The sequence below is a fragment of the Pseudomonas sp. CFBP 13711 genome (assembly GCF_014842265.1).
Classification (GTDB): domain Bacteria; phylum Pseudomonadota; class Gammaproteobacteria; order Pseudomonadales; family Pseudomonadaceae; genus Aquipseudomonas.
Window position 1 is genome coordinate 79720 of sequence record NZ_JACYVI010000008.1, and the last position, 20248, is coordinate 99967.

The 20248-nt window shown below is 57.8% G+C and carries 22 protein-coding genes; 15 read left to right on the forward strand and 7 right to left on the reverse strand.

Annotated features, from left to right (window positions below; all coding sequences use genetic code 11):
• Positions 1–6 precede the first annotated feature (6 nt).
• Positions 7–861: a hypothetical protein gene (locus tag IFT47_RS16120; protein WP_192173411.1), complete on the reverse strand. Its 855-nt coding sequence runs from the start codon at positions 859–861 to the stop codon at positions 7–9.
• 325 nt (positions 862–1186) lie between these two features.
• Here IFT47_RS16120 and IFT47_RS16125 point away from each other — a divergent pair, with 325 nt between their 5' ends.
• A complete protein-coding gene (locus IFT47_RS16125; protein ID WP_192173410.1) occupies positions 1187–2119 on the forward strand; it encodes a hypothetical protein in 933 nt (310 codons plus the stop codon).
• Positions 2120–2235: 116 nt separating this feature from the next.
• On the forward strand, positions 2236–3240 hold the full coding sequence (locus tag IFT47_RS16130; RefSeq protein ID WP_192173409.1) for a hypothetical protein: 1005 nt from the start codon (positions 2236–2238) through the stop codon (positions 3238–3240).
• A 110-nt stretch (positions 3241–3350) separates the two neighbouring features.
• Here IFT47_RS16130 and IFT47_RS16135 read toward each other — a convergent pair whose 3' ends face one another.
• Positions 3351–3731 carry a hypothetical protein gene (locus IFT47_RS16135; RefSeq protein WP_192173408.1) on the reverse strand — a complete coding sequence of 127 codons (381 nt, stop codon included), beginning with the start codon at positions 3729–3731 and terminating at the stop codon, positions 3351–3353.
• A 155-nt stretch (positions 3732–3886) separates the two neighbouring features.
• Here IFT47_RS16135 and IFT47_RS16140 point away from each other — a divergent pair, with 155 nt between their 5' ends.
• A complete protein-coding gene (locus IFT47_RS16140; RefSeq protein ID WP_192173407.1) occupies positions 3887–4084 on the forward strand; it encodes a cation transporter in 198 nt (65 codons plus the stop codon).
• A gap of 117 nt (positions 4085–4201) precedes the next feature.
• Here the strand turns inward: IFT47_RS16140 and IFT47_RS16145 are convergent, their stop codons facing one another.
• A complete protein-coding gene (locus tag IFT47_RS16145) occupies positions 4202–6061 on the reverse strand; it encodes an Lnb N-terminal periplasmic domain-containing protein (protein WP_192173406.1) in 1860 nt (619 codons plus the stop codon).
• Between the two features lie 72 nt (positions 6062–6133).
• Positions 6134–6622, reverse strand: coding sequence for a DUF3015 domain-containing protein (locus IFT47_RS16150; RefSeq protein WP_122535346.1), 489 nt, complete (start codon positions 6620–6622; stop codon positions 6134–6136).
• A 280-nt stretch (positions 6623–6902) separates the two neighbouring features.
• On the opposite strand from IFT47_RS16150, the gene IFT47_RS16155 reads away from it, so the two are divergent.
• The 5 genes from IFT47_RS16155 (at position 6903) to IFT47_RS16175 (ending at position 11550) form a co-directional block, all read left to right on the forward strand.
• A complete protein-coding gene (locus tag IFT47_RS16155; protein WP_192173405.1) occupies positions 6903–9335 on the forward strand; it encodes a Lon protease family protein in 2433 nt (810 codons plus the stop codon).
• Between the two features lie 185 nt (positions 9336–9520).
• Positions 9521–9853: a PA4575 family protein gene (locus tag IFT47_RS16160; RefSeq protein ID WP_192173472.1), complete on the forward strand. Its 333-nt coding sequence runs from the start codon at positions 9521–9523 to the stop codon at positions 9851–9853.
• Positions 9854–10024: 171 nt separating this feature from the next.
• Entirely contained in the window at positions 10025–10513 is a 489-nt protein-coding gene (locus IFT47_RS16165; protein ID WP_122535348.1) for a TIGR00645 family protein, read from the forward strand.
• A 30-nt stretch (positions 10514–10543) separates the two neighbouring features.
• The gene (locus IFT47_RS16170) at positions 10544–10849 is read left to right on the forward strand and encodes a DUF6482 family protein (protein WP_192173404.1); all 306 of its coding nucleotides are present in this window, start codon (positions 10544–10546) and stop codon (positions 10847–10849) included.
• An 83-nt stretch (positions 10850–10932) separates the two neighbouring features.
• Positions 10933–11550, forward strand: coding sequence for an FKBP-type peptidyl-prolyl cis-trans isomerase (locus tag IFT47_RS16175; RefSeq protein WP_122535350.1), 618 nt, complete (start codon positions 10933–10935; stop codon positions 11548–11550).
• Positions 11551–11624: 74 nt separating this feature from the next.
• Here the strand turns inward: IFT47_RS16175 and IFT47_RS16180 are convergent, their stop codons facing one another.
• Positions 11625–11867 carry a PA4570 family protein gene (locus tag IFT47_RS16180; RefSeq protein WP_192173403.1) on the reverse strand — a complete coding sequence of 81 codons (243 nt, stop codon included), beginning with the start codon at positions 11865–11867 and terminating at the stop codon, positions 11625–11627.
• A 166-nt stretch (positions 11868–12033) separates the two neighbouring features.
• On the reverse strand, positions 12034–13002 hold the full coding sequence (locus IFT47_RS16185) for a polyprenyl synthetase family protein (RefSeq protein ID WP_192173402.1): 969 nt from the start codon (positions 13000–13002) through the stop codon (positions 12034–12036).
• A gap of 239 nt (positions 13003–13241) precedes the next feature.
• On the opposite strand from IFT47_RS16185, the gene rplU reads away from it, so the two are divergent.
• The 5 genes from rplU (at position 13242) to IFT47_RS16210 (ending at position 17039) form a co-directional block, all read left to right on the forward strand.
• The gene (gene rplU / locus IFT47_RS16190; RefSeq protein WP_003176051.1) at positions 13242–13556 is read left to right on the forward strand and encodes a 50S ribosomal protein L21; all 315 of its coding nucleotides are present in this window, start codon (positions 13242–13244) and stop codon (positions 13554–13556) included.
• 33 nt (positions 13557–13589) lie between these two features.
• A complete protein-coding gene (gene rpmA / locus IFT47_RS16195; protein WP_037015434.1) occupies positions 13590–13862 on the forward strand; it encodes a 50S ribosomal protein L27 in 273 nt (90 codons plus the stop codon).
• Between the two features lie 241 nt (positions 13863–14103).
• The gene (cgtA, locus tag IFT47_RS16200) at positions 14104–15336 is read left to right on the forward strand and encodes an Obg family GTPase CgtA (RefSeq protein ID WP_192173401.1); all 1233 of its coding nucleotides are present in this window, start codon (positions 14104–14106) and stop codon (positions 15334–15336) included.
• Between the two features lie 85 nt (positions 15337–15421).
• Positions 15422–16540 carry a glutamate 5-kinase gene (gene proB, locus IFT47_RS16205; RefSeq protein WP_192173400.1) on the forward strand — a complete coding sequence of 373 codons (1119 nt, stop codon included), beginning with the start codon at positions 15422–15424 and terminating at the stop codon, positions 16538–16540.
• A 28-nt stretch (positions 16541–16568) separates the two neighbouring features.
• Positions 16569–17039 carry a CreA family protein gene (locus IFT47_RS16210; RefSeq protein ID WP_192133166.1) on the forward strand — a complete coding sequence of 157 codons (471 nt, stop codon included), beginning with the start codon at positions 16569–16571 and terminating at the stop codon, positions 17037–17039.
• Between the two features lie 68 nt (positions 17040–17107).
• Here the strand turns inward: IFT47_RS16210 and rpsT are convergent, their stop codons facing one another.
• Positions 17108–17386: a 30S ribosomal protein S20 gene (gene rpsT, locus IFT47_RS16215; protein ID WP_037015424.1), complete on the reverse strand. Its 279-nt coding sequence runs from the start codon at positions 17384–17386 to the stop codon at positions 17108–17110.
• A 250-nt stretch (positions 17387–17636) separates the two neighbouring features.
• Here rpsT and murJ point away from each other — a divergent pair, with 250 nt between their 5' ends.
• Positions 17637–19181 carry a murein biosynthesis integral membrane protein MurJ gene (gene murJ, locus IFT47_RS16220; protein WP_192173399.1) on the forward strand — a complete coding sequence of 515 codons (1545 nt, stop codon included), beginning with the start codon at positions 17637–17639 and terminating at the stop codon, positions 19179–19181.
• Positions 19182–19299: 118 nt separating this feature from the next.
• Positions 19300–20247, forward strand: a complete 948-nt coding sequence (ribF, locus tag IFT47_RS16225) for a bifunctional riboflavin kinase/FAD synthetase (protein WP_192173398.1) — start codon at positions 19300–19302, stop codon at positions 20245–20247.
• Position 20248 lies beyond the last annotated feature (1 nt).

Below are 20248 nucleotides of genomic sequence, written 5' to 3' on the forward strand. Positions count from 1 at the left end.
TTGCGTTCACACCGATGCTACTCTGAGCAGTTGCGAGAACAGGTAGTGAGGGTCTCCCGGATTGACCCCTACGCTGCAATTGAAAACTGCCGGCTTTCCCCTGTTTCGAGCTAGCCAAGATGGATCAATCTTGAAGTTTAGATGAGGGTCGCTACCAAACGCAGGCGTTATGTCTGCGGACCATTGATCACCATCAGCGCCGATGGCGCGAACGCCAGCGGTGCTGTCTTTATTGAACTCGGGCTGCTTTTTTACCCGCAGATTATCGTGTCCATCGTTGATGGTCGGGGCATCCACTTGGAATGAATGTCCTTCTACGGTGAGGAGGAGTGTCAACGAGGTAAAAGTCTCTGTGTCGGGGGGGCGTTTTACGGTGTAGTAGAGAGATGCGTTGTGGCCTATGACATCAATGACTTCATATTTCGATATCGGAAACGGTTGCAGCGACGGTGGGCTTCCCACCGTTTGGATGGGTGAACCAATAGTGATGTTCCGACCCACCCAATACGCTTTCACGGTATCGCCAGACTTCATATTGTAGTTAGGAACGATACAGTGAATAACATCGTTTACCTGGTAATAATCCAGCCGCTCCCTGTTATCCGCAACCAAGGTTGCCTCCCTCACATGAGGTGCCACCAGATTCATCGCTGCCTCGGTCACCGTAATACGCCACTCATTGGAGCGACCTGTGATGGTGCGCGCGGTAAAAGTGTGCAAGCCCGGTGGAAGATTCCGGGCGTTGAATGACCAAGTTGCACCGTTACTTGTAGCTGTGCCCAGCAGGGCTTCGCCATCGTAAATATTAATCAGGTCCACGTTTTGTGACGATTGGTCATTAGAAGGTGTGGGCAAATTCATGAACAGCTCCTTGCCGGTTTGCAAACTATAAGGTGAGAAGTGAAGGCTAGTAAGAGGGGTTTAAATCGTCAAGTTTACGCATTGTTTTTATTTTTTCTTGAGTAGTTGGTCGCCTGTCTCTAATAGGTTAATAATTTTGTCTTGCCCATGTGCGGTTGCCAAGTGGCTAGAGCTATTTGCGATAAGCGCTGCATGGATTATTTCGAAGCGGTATCGATCACTGTCATATGTGTCAGTTGGCAAAGCCCGTCCAGTGAATGATGCTTGAACGGCCGAATATCATTTTTTGACATGGATTGCCATTGATTATCATCAGGAGATCAGCATGAATAGATTCGGATCTGTCGCGCTTGCACTTATCTATATCGGACTTGTTGCATGTGTAGGCGAGCAGCCTTCATTAAACGGGCCCCACGGTAATGATCCTCGATTTACGCAGAGTCCTGCTATTCAGCAAGATACCGGCGATGATGTTGCGCGACATCTAGAAGACCGGTACAGCAAGACAGCTGCAGATTGCGGAACGCCTTCACAGCCGTCCTTTCTGTGCAATGGAGTGATGATTAGAGGCACCAGCAGTGAACCGACTTACCACGTATGGGAGAACAGTGCTGCTTCTATTGAAAAGGGTGGCGTCTCTATTTCCTACTTAAGGTCGGATGTTAATTACAATAAGCTCGCCTACGGGTACAACAACGGCTATATCTTGACCGCTTATTTTTATGCGGCTGAGAAACTGCACCCCGAGGTGCTGTGCCTCTTTCCGATCGATGCGGGTACCTCGGCCCGTACAAACAAGGGATGTGGTGATTACCCTAGTTATGCAGGTAGCGGCCCCTGCCATCTACAGGGCATTACCACCGCAACGGAGTGGTGGACGCATTACAACTCACACGCCAGCAGTCGCCATAGCTACCAATGCGGATTTGATGTTACCGATGCCAGAAACTCGGCGGCAGGACCTGCCTTCGCTGCGGGATTGGCGGCAATGGGTTTGATGGGGTCTGAGTCGTTTAGAGAGCAGAACGAGCTCATCCTTGCAGTCTGGGGAAATGGATTGGGCAAGACCCTCCCGCTGGAAGCTTTTTTCTACGTGGCTGGCCTGCCTGGATTGACTGTCGCACAACGTAATCAGCTGGATCTCAATAGTACTGATGGGGTATGGATACCTGTGATAAAGCTCACACTTCCGGCGAGTGAAGGGGGCAAGGCGACGTTTACTTACAGTGCAGGAGATCAGGTTATTACGAAGTCGTAGTCATCATCCATTACTCCTGATGTTAACTCACAGATATTTGGATGAATATTTGACGGAGTGTTCAGTTTTAAGTTGTTTCATAGCAGCTTGTGGTGTAACGAAACCGAGAAGGTGCAATGGTCTTTTTGGATTATTCTAGAAGTTTTCGTGTTTTGGCTTCGGAGGCCATTATGAGAAAGATTAATAAGGTGGTGTTTTTACTTGTGTATGTCGTCCTTGTTGCTTGTGTCAGTGAGCAAAGATCGGGCTTCGATACAACTCAGCGTCCTATTCCGCATGTCGCGCACCGCGCTACGATACAGCAAGACTCTGGGGAGGACGTGGTCAGGCACCTCACCAATCGTTACGCCGACACAGCTGCAAATTGCGGAACGCCGTCGCAACCAGCGTTTTTGTGTAATGGGGTAATGATCCGCGGTACGAGCAATAGTCCCGGTGCGTATCACGTATGGGACAACAGTCCAGCAAGTATTACACGAGGCGGCGTGTCCGCGTCTTACTTAAGGTCTGACGCTAACTTCAGAAAGTTGGCCTGGGGGTATAACAACGGATACATCTTGACGGCTTATTTATTTGCCGAGGGGAAACTGCATCCTGAGGTGCTTTGCTTATTTCCGGTTGACGCAGGCACGGGGAGCAGGACTGACAGGGGGTGTGGTGAGCATCCAGGAACAGTAGGCAGTCGTCCCTGCCATTTACAGAACGTTACAACTGCAGCGCAATGGTGGACTCATTACACATCGCAGCCTGGCAATTTACACTATGCGCAGTGCGGATTCGACGTGAGCGACGATCGAAACGATAATGCAGGTCCCGCGTTTGTTGCTGGATTAGAAGCGATGTCCTTAATGGGATCTCAGGCTTTTGTAGAGAACAATGAGCTTGTCCTCGCCGTCTGGGATAGCGGCTTGGGTAAAACGTTACCGCTTGAAGCGTTTTTCTACTTGGCAGGCTCAGCCGGGTTGCCTGTCGCTCAGCACAACCAAAGCGATCTTATAAATACTGATGGAGTCTGGATACCGGTTATCAAAATTACCCTCCCCACTACCGCGGCCGGTAAAGTGACGTTTAGTTATAGCGCCGATGAGCAGACGCCTGTCCGTCCCCCTGTCCAGGGATGAAGGCTACATAACGTAGTTTTCAGACCATGTCCCCGCTGACCCATTCGCTTTGCGTGAGCTTACGCGTTGGGTCAGTTGTTATCTGGGCATTGATGTCACCAGGAGGCGATTCAATAATTCAAATCCGCCTTCTTCAAGTACATCCCGTTCGGACCCGACGCGATGCGGTATTTCAAAACGTCACCCGCATTGATGTGCAGACGCGTGTTGTTCTGCGCTTCGATGCCTGGCGAGCAGCCCGGCGTCTGACCCGGGAGCACACGCAAGCGCACCGACACATCGCCTGCAGGCAGATTGAATGAGCGCGACTCCTCCTGGTACAGACGGCCGACCAGTTGGTCCTGCATGAAAATTCCGATTTCGCAGGAAGTGGAAACCTCCAGGCGCTCGCGGGAAATGATCAGCACGCCGTAGTCCTGATCGGCATGAGCCCAGGATGCGCACGCCAACAGGCCGGCAAAACCTGCAATACGAAAGGCTGACCAGCGCATGACTGATTCTCCTGATATGACGGTTGTAGGCGCACTCTGGCGCAGAGTGCAGATGAATGCCAGCCCGGCAGATCCCCCGGAAACTTGACCTTGCCCCGACGGGAAGGTCTTAGATGGCGCCATCACGTGTTTTCGATGAGAAGAGGAGTCAGCACATGCAGGTATTCAACGTTCAAGGCATGACCTGCGCGCATTGCGTGCATGCCGTTACTGGCGCCATTCAGGGGCAAGACCCCACGGCGCAGGTGCAGGTTGATCTGGCGAAAGGCGAGGTGAAAGTCCAGAGCCAGCTTGGCGCCGAGCAGATTGTGGAACTGATCGAAGAAGAGGGTTACGCCACGACGCGCACATAGCAGGGCTGGCCTCTTCCCGGCTAAAGCCAGTCCTACAGAACCGTCCCGCGCATCGTAGAACCTGCTTCAGCCGGGAAGGCGTCAGGCATCACAGTGAATAATTCAGGCGCCTGCCACTCAATAGTGATACCACTTCAGCTCCAGCATCACTTCATTCACCGGCGAGGTCAGCTGGCTAAAATCCCGCTGCGCACTCAGCCGTAGGCCAAGGTTGCGCGACAGCTCCCACTGCTGGTTCAGGCTGATGTTGCGCCGCACTTCGCCGTTGGTGAAGTAATCGCCTTTGGTTTCCAGGCTGAAGTTACCCAGCGGATTTCGCCACAGCACGCCGGTATTGAAGCCCGCCGCCGGCGAAACCAGCGCCGAGAAATCGTTATTGTGCTCAACCCGCACGGTGCCCAGTGCGAAGCCCAGCACGTCATCTCCCAACTTCCACGTACCACCTGCGCCACCGTTGACGTGGCTGACCAGATTCTCGTCGCCGTGCTTGCCCAGCACCCGCTCAAGGCCACCCGCCACTTGCCACGACCAGGGCTGCAACAGCTCGTTGCGCGGTGTTAGCGAACGGATGGTCGCCAGATCGAGCCGCTGCACCTGCCAGTGACTGTCTTCATATTGGCGCAGCTTGAGCTGCAGAATCTCGATCTGCGCACCCAGCGGGAAGCCGTACGCGTTGTCGTTCAAATCGTGATACGCCATGCGCAGGCCGTATTCGGCGAACGCCTTGTCATCCCGCGTGCCCGCACCCAGTTGCCACGTGCGCGACTCATGCCCGTCTTCCGGCAGACCCGGGCGCTCAATCTCCAGCGCAGGCGGTGGATTGGTGCTGATTGCGCGCAGCAAGTCATAGCTGCGTTGCGCGCTGGTAGGGTCACGCTCCTGGCCGTTGGCGCGATACCGCTCCAGCCTGTAGGCCGCGTCCTGAATCAACGCGCGACGTTCCTTCGGCAGCGCGATGTATTCGGGGCTCTGCATTTGCTTCTGGTCCGCACTGACTTTCAAAACCCACTGTTGCTCGTCGTTGTTCAACGGCTCGGCGCGGCTCAGCAGTTCGCGCTCTCTGGACGGGCGATAGTCGATCTTCTCGACCAGACCCGCTTCCTTCACCGCGCGCACGGTGTCCGTGGGAATCGCCGTCAGACGAAACTGCGGCGTCAGGTCCAGGCTCGGGCGAGCCACCTGAAGCAGCTCAAGCAGGCGATAGGAGCAGTTCTCGTCGAAGAAGAAATACCCAAAGCGAATCTGTTTGAGTTCCCACACGTGCTCGACCATGCGCCGGGTTTCTTCCGGCGTCAGATTGAGGCGGTATTCCCACAGGTCGCGGTTTTCAAGGCTGCGATATTCGGAGAGCTTTTCCTGATACGGTACCAGCGCGAACAGCCCGGGGTAGCCGCCCGCCAGGCCTTTCCATGCGTACAAAATGCTGTTGTCGGAGCCCTCGATGTAGGCGCCGAAATTGATCGCGTAGCTGAGCAACGCGGTCTTATTCGCCTGCACGTCGGCCTGATCGATGCGCAGCAGCGTGTGGCCGAACATGGACGACGGGCTGTTGAGGTACGCCGCCGGGAAAATCAGCACCGTGCTGTCCGGGGCCACATCGGAAAACCATTTGTTGAATTCTTTGCAGTCGACCGCAGGCAAATCGGTCAGCTTCAATTCGTCACGCAAAAAGCGCGTGCGGGAGGGGTAGACGCATTGCGGGTGGACGTTTTCCTGGCCTTGAGTGACAGGACGGTAGATCGCCTCAAGCGTCGCGGCCAGCTCGGCTTTGGGATCATGGGCGCCGTTCTGGGCGAGGAAAAACTTCGGGTCATCGACATAACTGCGCCAGCCACCCAGCTTGCCGGCTTCGTAGTGACCAATGGAGATCCAGAACCTGGAATTGGCCAGTTGCTGCAAACGATCATTGTCGACGTGGGGCGCGGCGGACAGCGGGGCGCAGACACAGAGCACCAGCCAGGCAAGGCGTTTGAGCATAGATTGGCAACTAGTCAGAAGTGGGCAGGGCGGAGAACCTGCCTTCCGGGGAGGAAGGCAGGCGGCACGACTTTAAGCTTGGGTTGCGTATTTAGCCAGAGTCGGATCGTTCTTCAGGACGTCGATGGTGTTGGTGTGAACATCTTCAGCAGTGGCGTCGGCCTTGGTGAAGATCTGCTGGTAGTGCTCGTGGGTGACTGCGGCGAAATGCGCACGGTCTTCCGGTGCAACGCCCAACACGACCGCGTAAGTGGTCAGTGCTTCGCCTTGGCCCATGGCCATGTCTTTGGATAGCTCGTCCATCATGCCGTTCATGGCAATCCAGGATTTGCCGCCGTAGGTCAGCGCGCTGTTGGTCGAGCAACCGTTGGTGCCCGAGGTCATGCCGAAGGTGGCGTTGCCCGAAGTACCGTTGGTGGTGGAAGCGAGGAAGTGAGCTGGAGTGCCGCGTTGACCTTCAAACAGCATGTTGCCCCAGCCGCAGTCCGGACCGCCAGGAGCTTGAGCCATGGCGTTGATGGACACAGCGGCGAAGAGAGTACCAAGAAGAATCCGTTTCATAGCTTTAGTCTCTGTTGTTTCAACCAAGGGTCGGATTCCTGGCCGGTAGGGCGCCAGGGCGGACCGGTTATTTAAATTGTTACCGGTCGCGCAAGTTGGAGTTTAGGCACGATATGAACGTTCCGTGAGTAATTGCAGATTGTTGTGTGTAATCCGCCTCCGCCGGGTATGTAGGCCGGTTCCTCATACGGAAAAGCGATCAGGTGGTTCATGCCTTGCCAGTGCGGTGCGGCGAGCGCCAGAATGCGCCCATCTGCCCCGCCTGATGTAAGGATGTCCGATGCCCGATTCTGTTGCTGCCAGCTTGCGACTTGCGCCCGAAGCGCTGACCCGTCCCTTTTCCGCTGAACAGTTCAGCTTCACGACAACCAACGATCTGGAACCCTTTCGCGGCGTACTCGGCCAGGAGCGCGCGGTCGAAGCCCTGCAATTCGGCGTCGCCATGCCGCGCCCTGGTTACAACGTGTTCGTCATGGGCGAGCCCGGTACCGGCCGCTTCTCCTTCGTCAAGCGCTACCTCAAGGCCGAAGCCAAGCGCATGCAGACGCCGTCGGACTGGGTCTACGTCAATAATTTCGATGACGCCCGTGAGCCGCGCGCCCTTGAACTGCCGCCCGGCAGCGCCAGTGCGTTCATTGCCGACATCAACGGACTGATCGACAACCTGCTGTCGACGTTTCCTGCGGTGTTCGAACATCCGTCCTACCAGCAGAAGAAGAGCTCGATTGACCGCGCCTTCAATCAGCGCTACGACCGCGCCCTCGATGTCATCGAACGTCTTGCGCTGGAAAAGGACATCGCGCTGTACCGCGACAACACCAACATTGCGTTCACCCCGATGCTCGAAGGCAAGGCGCTGGACGAGGCCGAGTTTTCGCAATTGCCGGAAGCCGAGCGCGAGCGTTTTCACACCGATATTTCGACGCTGGAAGAGCGGTTGAATGAAGAACTCGCCAGCCTGCCGCAGTGGAAGCGCGAGTCCAACAACCAGATGCGTGAGCTCAATGAAGAGACCATCATCCTCGCGCTCCAGCCTTTGTTGGCACCGTTGTCCGAGCAGTACGCCGAGAACGCCGCGGTGTGCGCCTACCTTCAGGCAGTGCAGGTTAACCTGCTCAGAACCGTGGTCGAGCAATTGGTTGACGACAGCAAAACCGATGCCCAGGCGCGCAAGCTGCTCGAAGAGCAATACTGCCCGAGCCTGATGGTGGGCCATTCCGCCAGCGGCGGCGCGCCGGTGGTATTCGAGCCGCACCCGACCTACGACAACCTCTTCGGTCGCATCGAATACAGCACCGACCAGGGCGCGCTTTACACCACCTATCGTCAGCTGCGCCCCGGAGCATTTCACCGGGCCAACGGCGGTTTTCTGGTGCTGGAAGCCGAGAAAATGCTCAGCGAGCCGTTCGTGTGGGACGCCCTCAAGCGCTCCCTGCAATCGCGCAAACTGAAGATGGAAGCGCCGCTGGGTGAACTGGGTCGTCTGGCCACCGTAACGCTGACCCCGCAGACCATCCCGCTGCAGGTCAAAGTCATCATCATTGGCGCGCGGTCGCTGTATTACACGCTGCAGGACCTAGATCCGGACTTCCAGGAGATGTTCCGGGTGCTGGTGGATTTCGACGAAGACATTCCGATGGTCGACGAGAGCCTGGAGCAGTTCGCCCAGTTGCTCAAAACCCGGACGTCGGAGGAGGGCATGGCGCCGCTGACGGCGGATGCAGTCGCGCGCCTTGCCACGTACAGCGCGCGCCTCGCCGAGCACCAGGGGCGCTTGTCGGCGCGCATCGGTGATCTGTTCCAACTGGTCAGCGAGGCGGACTTCATTCGCAGTGTGGCCGGTGACGAGCGCACTGACGCCGGGCACATCGAGCGTGCGTTGAAAGCCAAGGCCACCCGCACCGGACGTGTGTCGGCCCGAATTCTCGATGACATGCTCGCCGGCATCATCCTGATCGACACTCAGGGCGCGGCAGTCGGCAAGTGCAACGGCCTGACGGTGCTGGAAGTGGGGGATTCCGCGTTCGGTGTGCCGGCGCGCATCTCGGCGACGGTTTACCCGGGCGGTAGCGGCATCGTCGACATCGAGCGTGAGGTCAACCTGGGCCAGCCGATTCACTCCAAAGGGGTGATGATCCTCACCGGTTATCTGGGCAGCCGCTACGCCCAGGAATTCCCGCTGGCCATTTCCGCGAGCATCGCGCTGGAGCAGTCCTACGGTTATGTCGATGGCGACAGCGCTTCCCTCGGCGAGGTCTGCACGCTCATTTCAGCGCTGTCGAAAACCCCGCTCAAGCAGTGCTTCGCCATCACCGGCTCGATCAACCAGTTCGGTGAAGTCCAGGCGGTCGGCGGCGTTAACGAGAAGATCGAAGGCTTCTTCCGGCTCTGCGAAGCCCGAGGTCTTACCGGCGATCAAGGCGCGATCATTCCCCACGCCAACGTCGCCACGCTGATGCTGGACGAGCGCGTGCTGCAAGCCGTGCGCGCCGGGCAGTTCCACGTGTACGCCGTGCGTCAGGTGGATGAGGCGCTGAGCCTGTTGGTGGGCATGCCGGTGGGTGAAGCGGACGAGGACGGTCAATTCCCCGATGATTCGGTGAACGGCAGGGTGGTGGACCGTCTGCGCGACATCGCTGAAATGCTCAGCGACGACGACCTCAAAGAGCTCGAAAAGGAGGCGCCACAATTACAGCCCGAGCTGAAAAGCTAGGCCTTTGACGTCAATGAAACGGGGCGCTTGATGGCCAAATGACCATTCGGCGCCCTTTTCGTTTTCGCGCTTTTCCAACGGGGTAGTTGTTCGATATTGTCGGGTTGCAGCAGTTGTCAAAGGGACTGACGCGTTTCCTTCATTATGCGAAGGAGATGAATACTGCAATCAATAAGGAGCTCGCCATGCCGCGCAGCCTCTGCCTCACTCGCCAATGCCTGGGTCTGGTGACCCGAATCGAATGTGTTGTTCGCCCGCTGTCAGGCGACAAAGGAATGTGGACCTTGTTGTTCGCCGCCGGAATGTCTGGCGAACAGCCCTCCGCACTCAAGGCTCAGGGGCCTTTTCATGGACCGGTTGCTGCCGAATCGGTCCTTGATGCCATTGCCGAAAGCCTCCTGCTGCATGGCTATCAAACGGCGGAGGAGATCCCGATCTGGGGGCTTCACCTCCAGGGGGAGCTGCGAAGAATCAACAGCGACGCCGCCGTGGGTCAGCGGACGTCTCCCGCCAACTGACCCCTTCGTTTCGAGGCGTTCCGCGTCTGCCTTCTACGGTCTGCAGACGCGGATTTGCCGAGTTTCCCCCATGCCCAATCGGGCGTTATTGTTTCAACTCTTTTCGCAGTGGGTTGTGCTAATCGGCCCTCGCCCTATACTCGCGAGCTTTTAAATTATCAGTGAGCTTCAATGGAACGTTTTATCGAAAATGCCATGTACGCATCCCGCTGGCTGCTGGCGCCGATCTACTTTGGTTTGTCTCTGGGGCTTCTGGCGCTGGCGCTGAAGTTTTTCCAGGAAATCTTCCACATCATCCCCAACGTATTCGCGCTGGCCGAATCTGACCTGATCCTTGTGCTGCTGTCGTTGATCGACATGGCGCTGGTCGGTGGTTTGCTGGTCATGGTGATGATCTCCGGCTACGAGAACTTCGTGTCGCAGCTGGACATCGACGAAGGCAAGGAAAAGCTCAACTGGCTGGGCAAGATGGATTCTTCGTCGCTGAAGATGAAAGTCGCTGCGTCCATCGTCGCGATTTCGTCCATTCACCTGTTGCGGGTGTTCATGGACGCCAAGAACATCGAGCCGCAGTACCTGATGTGGTACGTGATCATCCACATGACCTTTGTTGTGTCGGCCTGCGCCATGGGCTTTCTGGACAAAGTCACCAAGCACTGATCGACTTCCTGCGACCCGCGAGGATTTGCCATGAACCTTCAGGAACTCATTTCCCACGCCAGCACCGGAGGTGTTGAAGAGCTCAATCTGATCTCCATCGAAGGCGGCATTTACTTGCTGGAAGCCAGGATGCAGGGCGTCGCGCATCGTTTGGTCGATGCGCAGAACAAGGCATTGCACCTGCGCTCAGTCGAGCACGCACGCGAACTGCTGCAGCCGGTTGCGCCGATGCCGTTCAATCTGGTCCATGCCGTGGTTCACGACGAGATGTGCGGCGTGAACGACGACCTGAATCAAGACGTCAAAATCCCCCTGGCTTTTCGATCCGCCTGGTAGAGGTTACGGGTATTACGCTTTGTGCTAGGCTGCCCGGCCTTTAAATACGGGCGCCCGAGGGCGCTCTTCAGCGGAGCAGTCTCATGTCCGAAGTCAATCTGTCCACCGACGAAACTCGCGTCAGCTACGGTATTGGCCGTCAACTGGGCGACCAACTGCGTGACAACCCGCCACCGGGCGTCGACCTGGACGCTATTCTGGCTGGCCTGACCGACGCTTTCGCCGGCAAGCCGAGCCGTGTTGGCCAAGAAGAAATGGGCGCGAGCTTCAAAGTCATCCGCGAAATCATGCAAGCCGAAGCAGCAGCCAAAGCTGAAGCAGCGGCTGGCGCAGGCAAGGAATACCTGACTGAAAACGCCAAGCGTGATGGCGTGACCACTCTGGCCTCCGGTCTGCAATATGAAGTGATCACTGCGGGCGAGGGCGCTCAGCCGACCCGCGAAAGCAACGTGCGCACCCATTACCACGGCATGCTGATCGACGGCACTGTGTTTGACAGCTCCTACGATCGTGGCGAGCCGGCTGAATTCCCGGTGGGCGGCGTGATTCCAGGCTGGACCGAAGCTCTTCAACTGATGAAGGCCGGCAGCAAATGGCGCCTGTACGTTCCTAGCGAACTGGCCTACGGCGCTCAAGGCGTTGGCAGCATTCCGCCACACAGCGTCCTGGTCTTCGACGTCGAGCTGCTCGACGTTCTGTAAGGTTCACGATTCACGCTCGACAGATGCCGAGTCAGCCCCGCGCTGGCTCGGCATCGTCGTTTTATCTGTTCTCATCAATGCAGTTCAATGGCCGGGCGCAATGCCCGCGCATAGCAGAACAGAAACAGACTTCGCACCATCTCCTTCTGAACACCGGGTTCGCTTGAGCTCAAGCTGCTGACATCCAGATCCCCCTGATCACGCAACTCGTCGAGCGCCTCTTCCTCCAGCACTGCACACACTTTGCCCGTCTCGCGATCCAGAATGCGAAGGTAGGGCTGTGGGCGATCAAGCCAGGCATCAATCAGATACGTCATGTGATTCTCCTTGAGTGTTTCAATGAGAATAATTCTTATCTGAGGAATAGCAAGGATCTATTTGAGATTAATTCGCATTAGAGCGTTAGGTCTATCAAACGGTCCTGAATCGCAGGCAACAAAAAGCCCGTCACGTGGACGGGCGTTCGGTGGAGCAGGGCAGCGGTCAGTGCGTGCGCGCGACCGCAAATTCACTCAGCTCGACGAGGGCGTCGCGGTAGATGCTCGGGGGCAGCACATCCAGGCAGGCAATGGCGCGAGCAATGTAGTCGCGTGCAAGCTGGGCTGTGTATTCGAGGGCGCCTGACTTTTCCACAGCATCGCGGATGCTTTCGAGATCTTCCAGGCCGCCCTTCTGAATGGCCTGACGAACCAGCGCGGCTTGTTCAGGGGTGCCTTCACGCATGGTGTAGATCAGCGGCAGGGTAGGCTTGCCTTCGGCGAGGTCGTCGCCGACGTTCTTGCCGAGGGTTTCGGCGTCGCCGCGATAGTCCAGCAGGTCGTCGACCAACTGGAAAGCGACCCCCAGATGATCACCAAAGGTGCGCAGTGCTTCGCTTTGCTCGGGACCGGCATTGGCCAGTGCGGCGGCGCTGTGGGTCGATGCTTCGAAGAGCATCGCGGTTTTGCCGCGGATGACCTCCATGTAGGTTTCTTCGGTGGTGCTGGCGTCGCGCACTTTGGACAACTGCAACACTTCGCCTTCCGCGATAACCCGGGTAGCCTTCGACAGGATCTGCATCACCTGCATCGAGCCCAGTTCGACCATCATCTCAAACGAGCGCGAATACAGAAAATCCCCTACCAGCACGCTCGGTGCGTTGCCCCACATCGCGTTGGCGGTCGAGCGGCCACGGCGCATGCCGGACATGTCGACAACGTCATCGTGCAGCAGGGTAGCGGTGTGCAGGAATTCGATGGTTGCGGCCAACAGGCGCAAGTCATCACCGCCAGAGCCCAGCGCTTTGCCGCATAACAGAACGAGCAACGGGCGCAGGCGTTTACCGCCAGCAGAAGTGATGTAGTCGCCGATTTTGGAGACCAGCGGCACGCGCGATGTCAGCTGCTTCTTGATAATGTGGTCGACGGCGGTAAAGTCGTCTGCCACAGCGGTGTAGAAGGCTTGGGGTTGCATCAGCGAGACGTGCTCCAGAAGGGTTGCGCGGCATGCTAGGTTGCAGGCCCCACCCTGTCAAGGCGTGACATAACGCAGCTTGCAAGGCGTTGATCGCTTGCGTACAATCGCGCACCCTAACTTCCTGGGCAGCACCTGCCTTACGCAATTGCATGTCGGCCTTCCAGCCTTGTGCAGCCATGCCAGCCAATACCTCTTCCTATAAAGAGCTGGGTGAGCAGGATTATCGGAGATACACCATGTCTTATGCAGTAATCGTTACTGGCGGCAAGCAATACAAGGTCGCCCCAGGTGAATACCTGAAGATTGAGAAACTGGAAATCGCTACCGGCGAATCCGTTACCTTTGATCGCGTTCTGTTGGTTGCCAATGGCGACGACGTGAACATCGGCGCTCCAGTTGTTGCAGGCGCTACCGTTGTGGCTGAAGTGATCTCCCAAGGTCGTCACGATAAAGTCCGCATCATCAAGTTCCGTCGTCGTAAGCACCACATGAAGCGTATGGGCCACCGCCAGTGGTACACCGAGATCAAAATCACCGGTATTCAGGCTTAATTTCAGCCTAATCCTCACTAGGAGAATTGACTCATGGCACACAAAAAAGCTGGTGGTAGTACCCGTAACGGTCGCGATTCAGAAGCCAAACGCCTTGGCGTGAAGATGTATGGCGGCCAGGTTATCGTTCCGGGCAACATCATCGTGCGTCAGCGCGGCACCCAATTCCACGCTGGCTACGGCGTTGGTATGGGCAAGGATCACACCCTGTTCGCTAAAGTCGAAGGCGTGATCAAGTTCCAGGTTAAAGGCGCCTTCGGTCGTCGCTATGTAAGCATCGTGCCAAAGACTGAAGTCGCGGCATAATCTTGCGTTCAGGGGGTGTGAGGGCCTGACCTTCACGCCTCCTGAGCTGAAAAGCCCTGTCGATGACAGGGCTTTTTCGTTTGTAGAAGGTCCTGTTTCTGGTGAGTCTCTTGCAAAGCTGTTTGTGTGGGCCGTTGTGGTGTGAAGTCGCTGGTTTTTGATCGGTATCGCAACGCTCATCTTTGCAAGAGCCTTATGAATCAATGTTGTTTGCTCGTCTTTGTGACGGGAGGCGTGCGCTATGAAATTTGTTGATGAAGTATCCATTCGAGTAAAGGCCGGTGATGGCGGTAACGGTTGCATGAGCTTCCGCCGCGAAAAATTCATCGAGAACGGTGGTCCCAACGGCGGTGATGGTGGTGACGGCGGCTCGATCTACATGATCGCTGACGAAAACCTCAACACCCTGGTCGACTACCGCTACACCCGCCACTTCGACGCCGAGCGCGGTTCGAACGGCGGCAGCACCGACTGCACCGGTCGCAAGGGTGAAGAGCTGGTGTTGCGCGTGCCGGTCGGCACCACCGTGATCGACGCCGGTACCCAAGAGGTCATCGGTGACCTGACCAAGGCCGGTCAGCGTCTGCTGGTGGCCCATGGTGGCTGGCACGGTCTGGGTAACACGCGTTTCAAATCCAGTACCAACCGTGCGCCGCGTCAGACCACTCCGGGCAAGCCGGGTGAGCAGCGTGACCTCAAGCTGGAGCTGAAAGTACTGGCTGACGTCGGTCTGCTCGGTTTGCCGAATGCCGGCAAGAGCACGTTCATTCGTTCGGTATCGGCTGCCAAGCCAAAGGTTGCCGATTACCCGTTCACTACGCTGGTGCCGAACCTGGGCGTTGTCAGTGTCGATCGCTGGAAAAGCTTTGTCATCGCCGATATTCCCGGCTTGATCGAAGGCGCTTCCCACGGTGCCGGTCTGGGGATTCGCTTCCTCAAGCACCTGGCGCGTACGCGTCTGCTCCTGCACCTCGTCGACATGGCGCCGCTGGATGAAAGCAGCGCGCCGGATGCCGCCGAAGTCATCGTCAACGAGCTGGTCAAGTTCAGTCCTGCGCTGGCCGACCGTGATCGCTGGCTGGTGCTGAACAAGTGCGACCAGATCCTCGAAGAAGAGCACGAAGCCCGCAAGCAGGAGATCATTGATCGCCTGGAGTGGACCGGCCCTGTCTACGTGATCTCGGCCATCGCCAAAGAAGGCACCGATCGCCTGACCCACGACATCATGCGCTATCTCGAAGATCGCGCTGACCGTCTGGCCAATGACCCGGCCTACGCTGCCGAGCTGGCTGAGCTGGCTGAGCTGGATCAGCGCATCGAAGACGAAGCCCGTGCCCAGCTGCAGGCGCTGGATGATCAGCGTGCTCTGCGTCGTAGCGGCGTGAAGAGCGTGCATGACATCGGCGATGACGATTGGGATGAGGAAGACGTGGAAGACGAAGATGGTCCGGAAATCATTTACGTCCGCGACTGATCGACTGCAGTAAACTACGACGCCGCTCTTGAAGCGGCGTTTTAGTATCTAGAATTCGGACTCTCTGGCTTAAGGTTGAAAGATCATGCGGAGCAAGGTGACAGGTGCCCAGCGTTGGGTGGTGAAGATCGGAAGTGCGCTGCTGACGGCGGACGGCAAGGGTCTGGATCGCAACGCGATGGGTGTTTGGGTCGGGCAGATGGTGGCGCTGCATGAGGCAGGTGTCGAACTGGTCCTGGTGTCGTCCGGCGCGGTAGCGGCCGGCATGAGCCGTCTGGGCTGGACTGCGCGACCGAGTGCCATGCATGAGCTTCAGGCCGCTGCAGCAATCGGTCAGATGGGGCTGGTGCAAGCGTGGGAATCCAGCTTTGCCGAGCATCAGCGCCACACCGCGCAGATTCTGCTCACCCACGATGATCTGTCTGATCGCAAGCGCTACCTGAACGCCCGAAGCACGTTGCGCACCCTGGTTGAGCTGGGCGTCGTCCCTGTCATCAATGAAAACGACACGGTCGTCACCGACGAGATTCGTTTTGGCGACAACGACACCCTGGCGGCGCTGGTGGCCAACCTGGTTGAAGCCGACCTATTGGTCATCCTGACCGACCGTGACGGCATGTTCGATGCCGACCCTCGCAACAATCCTGAAGCGCAGCTCATTTATGAAGCCCGCGCCGATGATCCCGCCCTTGATGCAGTGGCCGGCGGCACCGGCGGTGCGCTGGGTCGTGGTGGCATGCAGACCAAATTGCGTGCTGCACGACTCGCCGCCCGTTCCGGCGCGCACACCGTGATTGTGGGTGGTCGCATCGAGCGTGTCCTTGCGCGTTTGAAGGCCGGTGAGCGATTGGGCACGTTGCTATCCCCGGAGCGCGAGATGCTCGCGGCTCGCAAGCAGTGGCTGGCCGGGCATCTGCAAACCCGTGGCACGCTGGTGCTGGACGAGGGCGCGGTGAAGGCATTGACCGAAAGCCACAAGAGCCTGTTGCCAGTCGGCGTCAAGCTGGTGCAGGGCAGCTTTCGTCGCGGCGAGATGGTCGTGTGCGTGGCGGCTGACGGTCGCGAGATCGCCCGCGGTCTCAGCAATTACAGTGCGCTCGAGGCGCAGAAGATCATCGGCCTGCCCTCTGACGCCATTGTCAAAGAGTTGGGTTACATGGCTGAGCCTGAGCTCGTGCATCGTGACAACCTGATTCTGGTCTGAAGTGCATCATCAAAAGAAGGAAGCATACATGCGAGTCATGAAAGGGTTGGTAGGCGCGTTGCTGATGTTGCCTTTGCTGGCGTCGGCTGAAGAGATCGGCCAGGTATCCACCGTGTTCAAGATGGTCGGTCCGAATGATCGGATCGTGGTCGAGGCATTCGACGACCCCAAGGTTGATGGCGTGACGTGCTATCTGTCCCGCGCGAAAACCGGTGGGGTGAAGGGCGGTCTGGGTCTGGCTGAAGATCGTGCAGAGGCGTCCATCGCTTGTCGGCAGGTCGGTCCCATTCACTTCAAGGAGCAATTGAAGGACGGTGACGAGGTGTTCAAGGAGCGGACTTCGCTGGTGTTCAAGACCATGCAGGTCGTGCGATTCCTCGACAAGAAGCGCAACACGCTGGTGTACCTCGTCTACAGCGACAAGGTGATCGAGGGCAGTCCGCAGAACGCCGTGACCGCGATCCCGATTCTGCCGTGGGCGCCTGCTCCCGCGCCTTGATGCTGAAGCGTCAAATCGAAGGCAATAAAAAACCGACCCTGAGGTCGGTTTTTTAACAAGCGGATCGCTTAGGCTGCAGCAGCAAGGTTCAGAGCCTTGATGTGGCCATTCAAGCGACCTTTATGGCGAGCAGCTTTGTTCTTGTGGATGATGCCTTTATCGGCCATACGGTCGATAACTGGCACGGCCAGAACATAAGCAGCTTGCGCTTTTTCAGCGTCTTTAGCGTCGATGGCTTTAACTACATTCTTGATGTAGGTACGAACCATGGAACGCATGCTGGCGTTGTGGCTGCGACGCTTCTCAGCCTGTTTTGCACGTTTTTTGGCGGAAGGTGTGTTGGCCACCGTCGAGCTCCTCGAAAGACTTGGGAAATAGCTAACAAAATAGGCCGCGAATCATGCCGATGAGATTGACGCTTGTCAAGGGCAGTTGATGCGTTCCGCTGAGTGGTCGCGGTGTGGTGCCGAGGTGATTTCTTTCCGGCGTGCGACCTGTAAACTCGCGGGCTTTGGCTCTGAGCTGTTTTGCGGCGCGGAGTATCGCATATATGGAACGCGCTTTGGCGCTTCCTTTGGTCAGGCGTACAACCTTTCGATGAATCTACTCAAATCGCTTGCCGCCGTTAGCTCTATTACGATGCTTTCGCGGGTGCTGGGCTTTGTCCGCGATACCATCATCGCGCGCGCATTCGGCGCCGGCATGGCCACTGATGCCTTCTTTATCGCCTTCAAACTGCCTAACCTGCTGCGCCGGATCTTTGCCGAGGGCGCCTTTTCCCAGGCATTCGTGCCGATCCTGGCGGAATACAAAAGCCAGCAGGGCGAGGAGGCAACCCGCACATTTGTTGCGTATGTCACCGGCTTGCTGACGTTGGCGCTGGCGATCGTCACTGTGTTGGGCGTCGTGTTCGCCCCTTGGGTCATCTGGGCGACTGCGCCGGGATTTGCCGACACGCCGGAGAAATTCCAGCTCACCTCGGACCTGTTGCGGGTGACCTTTCCTTATATATTGCTCATCTCGCTGTCTTCGCTGGCCGGCGCGATCCTCAATACGTGGAATCGCTTCTCCGTTCCGGCGTTCGTGCCGACGCTGCTCAATCTGGCGATGATCTTCTTCGCCCTGTTTCTCACGCCGTATTTCCACCCGCCCGTCATGGCGCTGGGCTGGGCGGTGCTGGCGGGTGGGCTGCTGCAGCTTCTCTATCAGCTGCCGCATCTGAAAAAGATCGGCATGTTGGTGCTGCCGCGCCTCAACCTGCGCGACACCGGGGTCTGGCGGGTGATGAAGCAAATGCTGCCGGCCATGCTCGGAGTGTCGGTCAGTCAGATATCGCTGATCATCAACACGATCTTCGCCTCGTTCCTTGTTGCCGGCTCGGTGTCCTGGATGTACTACGCCGACCGTCTGATGGAGCTGCCTTCTGGTGTGCTCGGCGTAGCGTTGGGGACGATTCTTCTGCCGATTCTCTCGAAAACCTACGCCAGCCGGGATCGCCACGAATATTCGCGCATCCTCGACTGGGGCCTGCGCCTGTGCTTCCTGCTGGTGCTCCCGTGCACCCTGGCGCTCGGATTGCTCGCCGAGCCGCTGACGGTTTCGCTGTTTCAGTACGGCAAGTTCGACGGCGAAGATGCTGCGATGACTCAGCGTGCGCTGGTCGCGTATTCGGTCGGGCTGCTGGGCATTATCGTGATCAAGGTGCTGGCCCCCGGCTTTTATGCCCAACAAAATATCCGCACTCCGGTGAAAATCGCGATCTTCACCCTCATAGTGACTCAGCTGTTCAACCTGCTTTTCGTCTACGTCATCCACTTGGCTCATGCGGGTCTGGCGCTGGCGATCAGCGCGGGCGCATGCCTGAACGCCTTGCTGCTGTTCTGGCAGTTGCGCAAGCAGGACCTGTTTCAGCCGCAGCCAGGGTGGCCGGTGTTTTTGGGCAAGCTGATTGTCGCCGTGGCGGTGATGTCCGCCGTGCTGCTGGGCCTGATGCATGTGATGCCCGCCTGGTCGGACGGTGAGATGCTGCAGCGTTTCCTGCGCCTGGGTGCGCTGGTGCTGGCAGGTGTCCTGGCGTATTTCGGCACCTTGTTGGTGTTGGGTTTCCGGGTCAGGCATTTCGCCCGCAAGGCGATCCTGTAGGATCAGTCGTCGTTTTCTGCCGGTTAACGTCGATTGTTGCGGTTTGCCCGGATGTGTCGCCTGTCGTTGACGGCGGTGTGTGGTTATAATCGGCCACTTTATGAGCAAGAAGCGCGTTATGCAGCTGGTTCGAGGCCTTCACAATCTGCGCCCGCAGCACCGGGGCTGCGTCGCCACCATTGGCAATTTCGACGGTGTTCACCGGGGTCACCAGGCTATCCTGGCGCGCCTGCGTGAGCGTGCCGTCGAGCTGGGTTTGCCCAGTTGTGTGGTGATCTTCGAACCGCAACCGCGCGAGTTCTTCGCTCCCGAGACGGCGCCGGCCCGCTTGGCCCGACTGCGTGACAAGCTTGATCTGCTTGCTGGCGAGGGCGTTGATCTGGTGTTGTGTCTGGCATTCAACCAGCGTTTCAGCAGGCTCAGCGCCTCCGAGTTTGTCGACACCGTGCTGATAGATGGCCTGGGCGTGAAGCATCTGGAGGTCGGCGACGACTTCCGCTTTGGCTGCGACCGGATCGGTGATTTTGATTTCCTGCAAAACGTAGGCGCCGAGAAGGGCTTTACCGTCGAAGCGGCACAGACTGTCGAGATCGACGGCTTCCGCGTCAGCAGCACCAAGGTGCGCACCGCGCTGGCCGCCGCAGACTTCAAACTGGCGGAGCATTTGCTGGGCCGCCCGTTCGAGATTTCCGGCCGCGTGCTGCATGGCCAGAAACTGGCGCGTCAGCTGGGTACGCCCACCGCCAACGTGCAACTCAAGCGTCGTCGCGTGCCATTGACCGGTGTCTATCTGGTCAGCGCGCAGATTGACGGCAAGGTGTGGCCGGGCGTCGCCAACATTGGCGTGCGTCCCAGCGTGGCGGGCGATGGACGTCCCCACCTGGAGATTCACCTTCTGGATTTTACCGGCGATATCTATGGCCGGCGTTTGACGGTGGTATTCCACCAGAAGCTGCGTGATGAGCAGCGCTTTGCCTCCCTTGAGGCGCTCAAGACGGCGATCGATGCGGATGTCGCTGCCGCTCGTGCCCACTGGCACGACCAACCGCTAAACTTTAGAGCCTGAA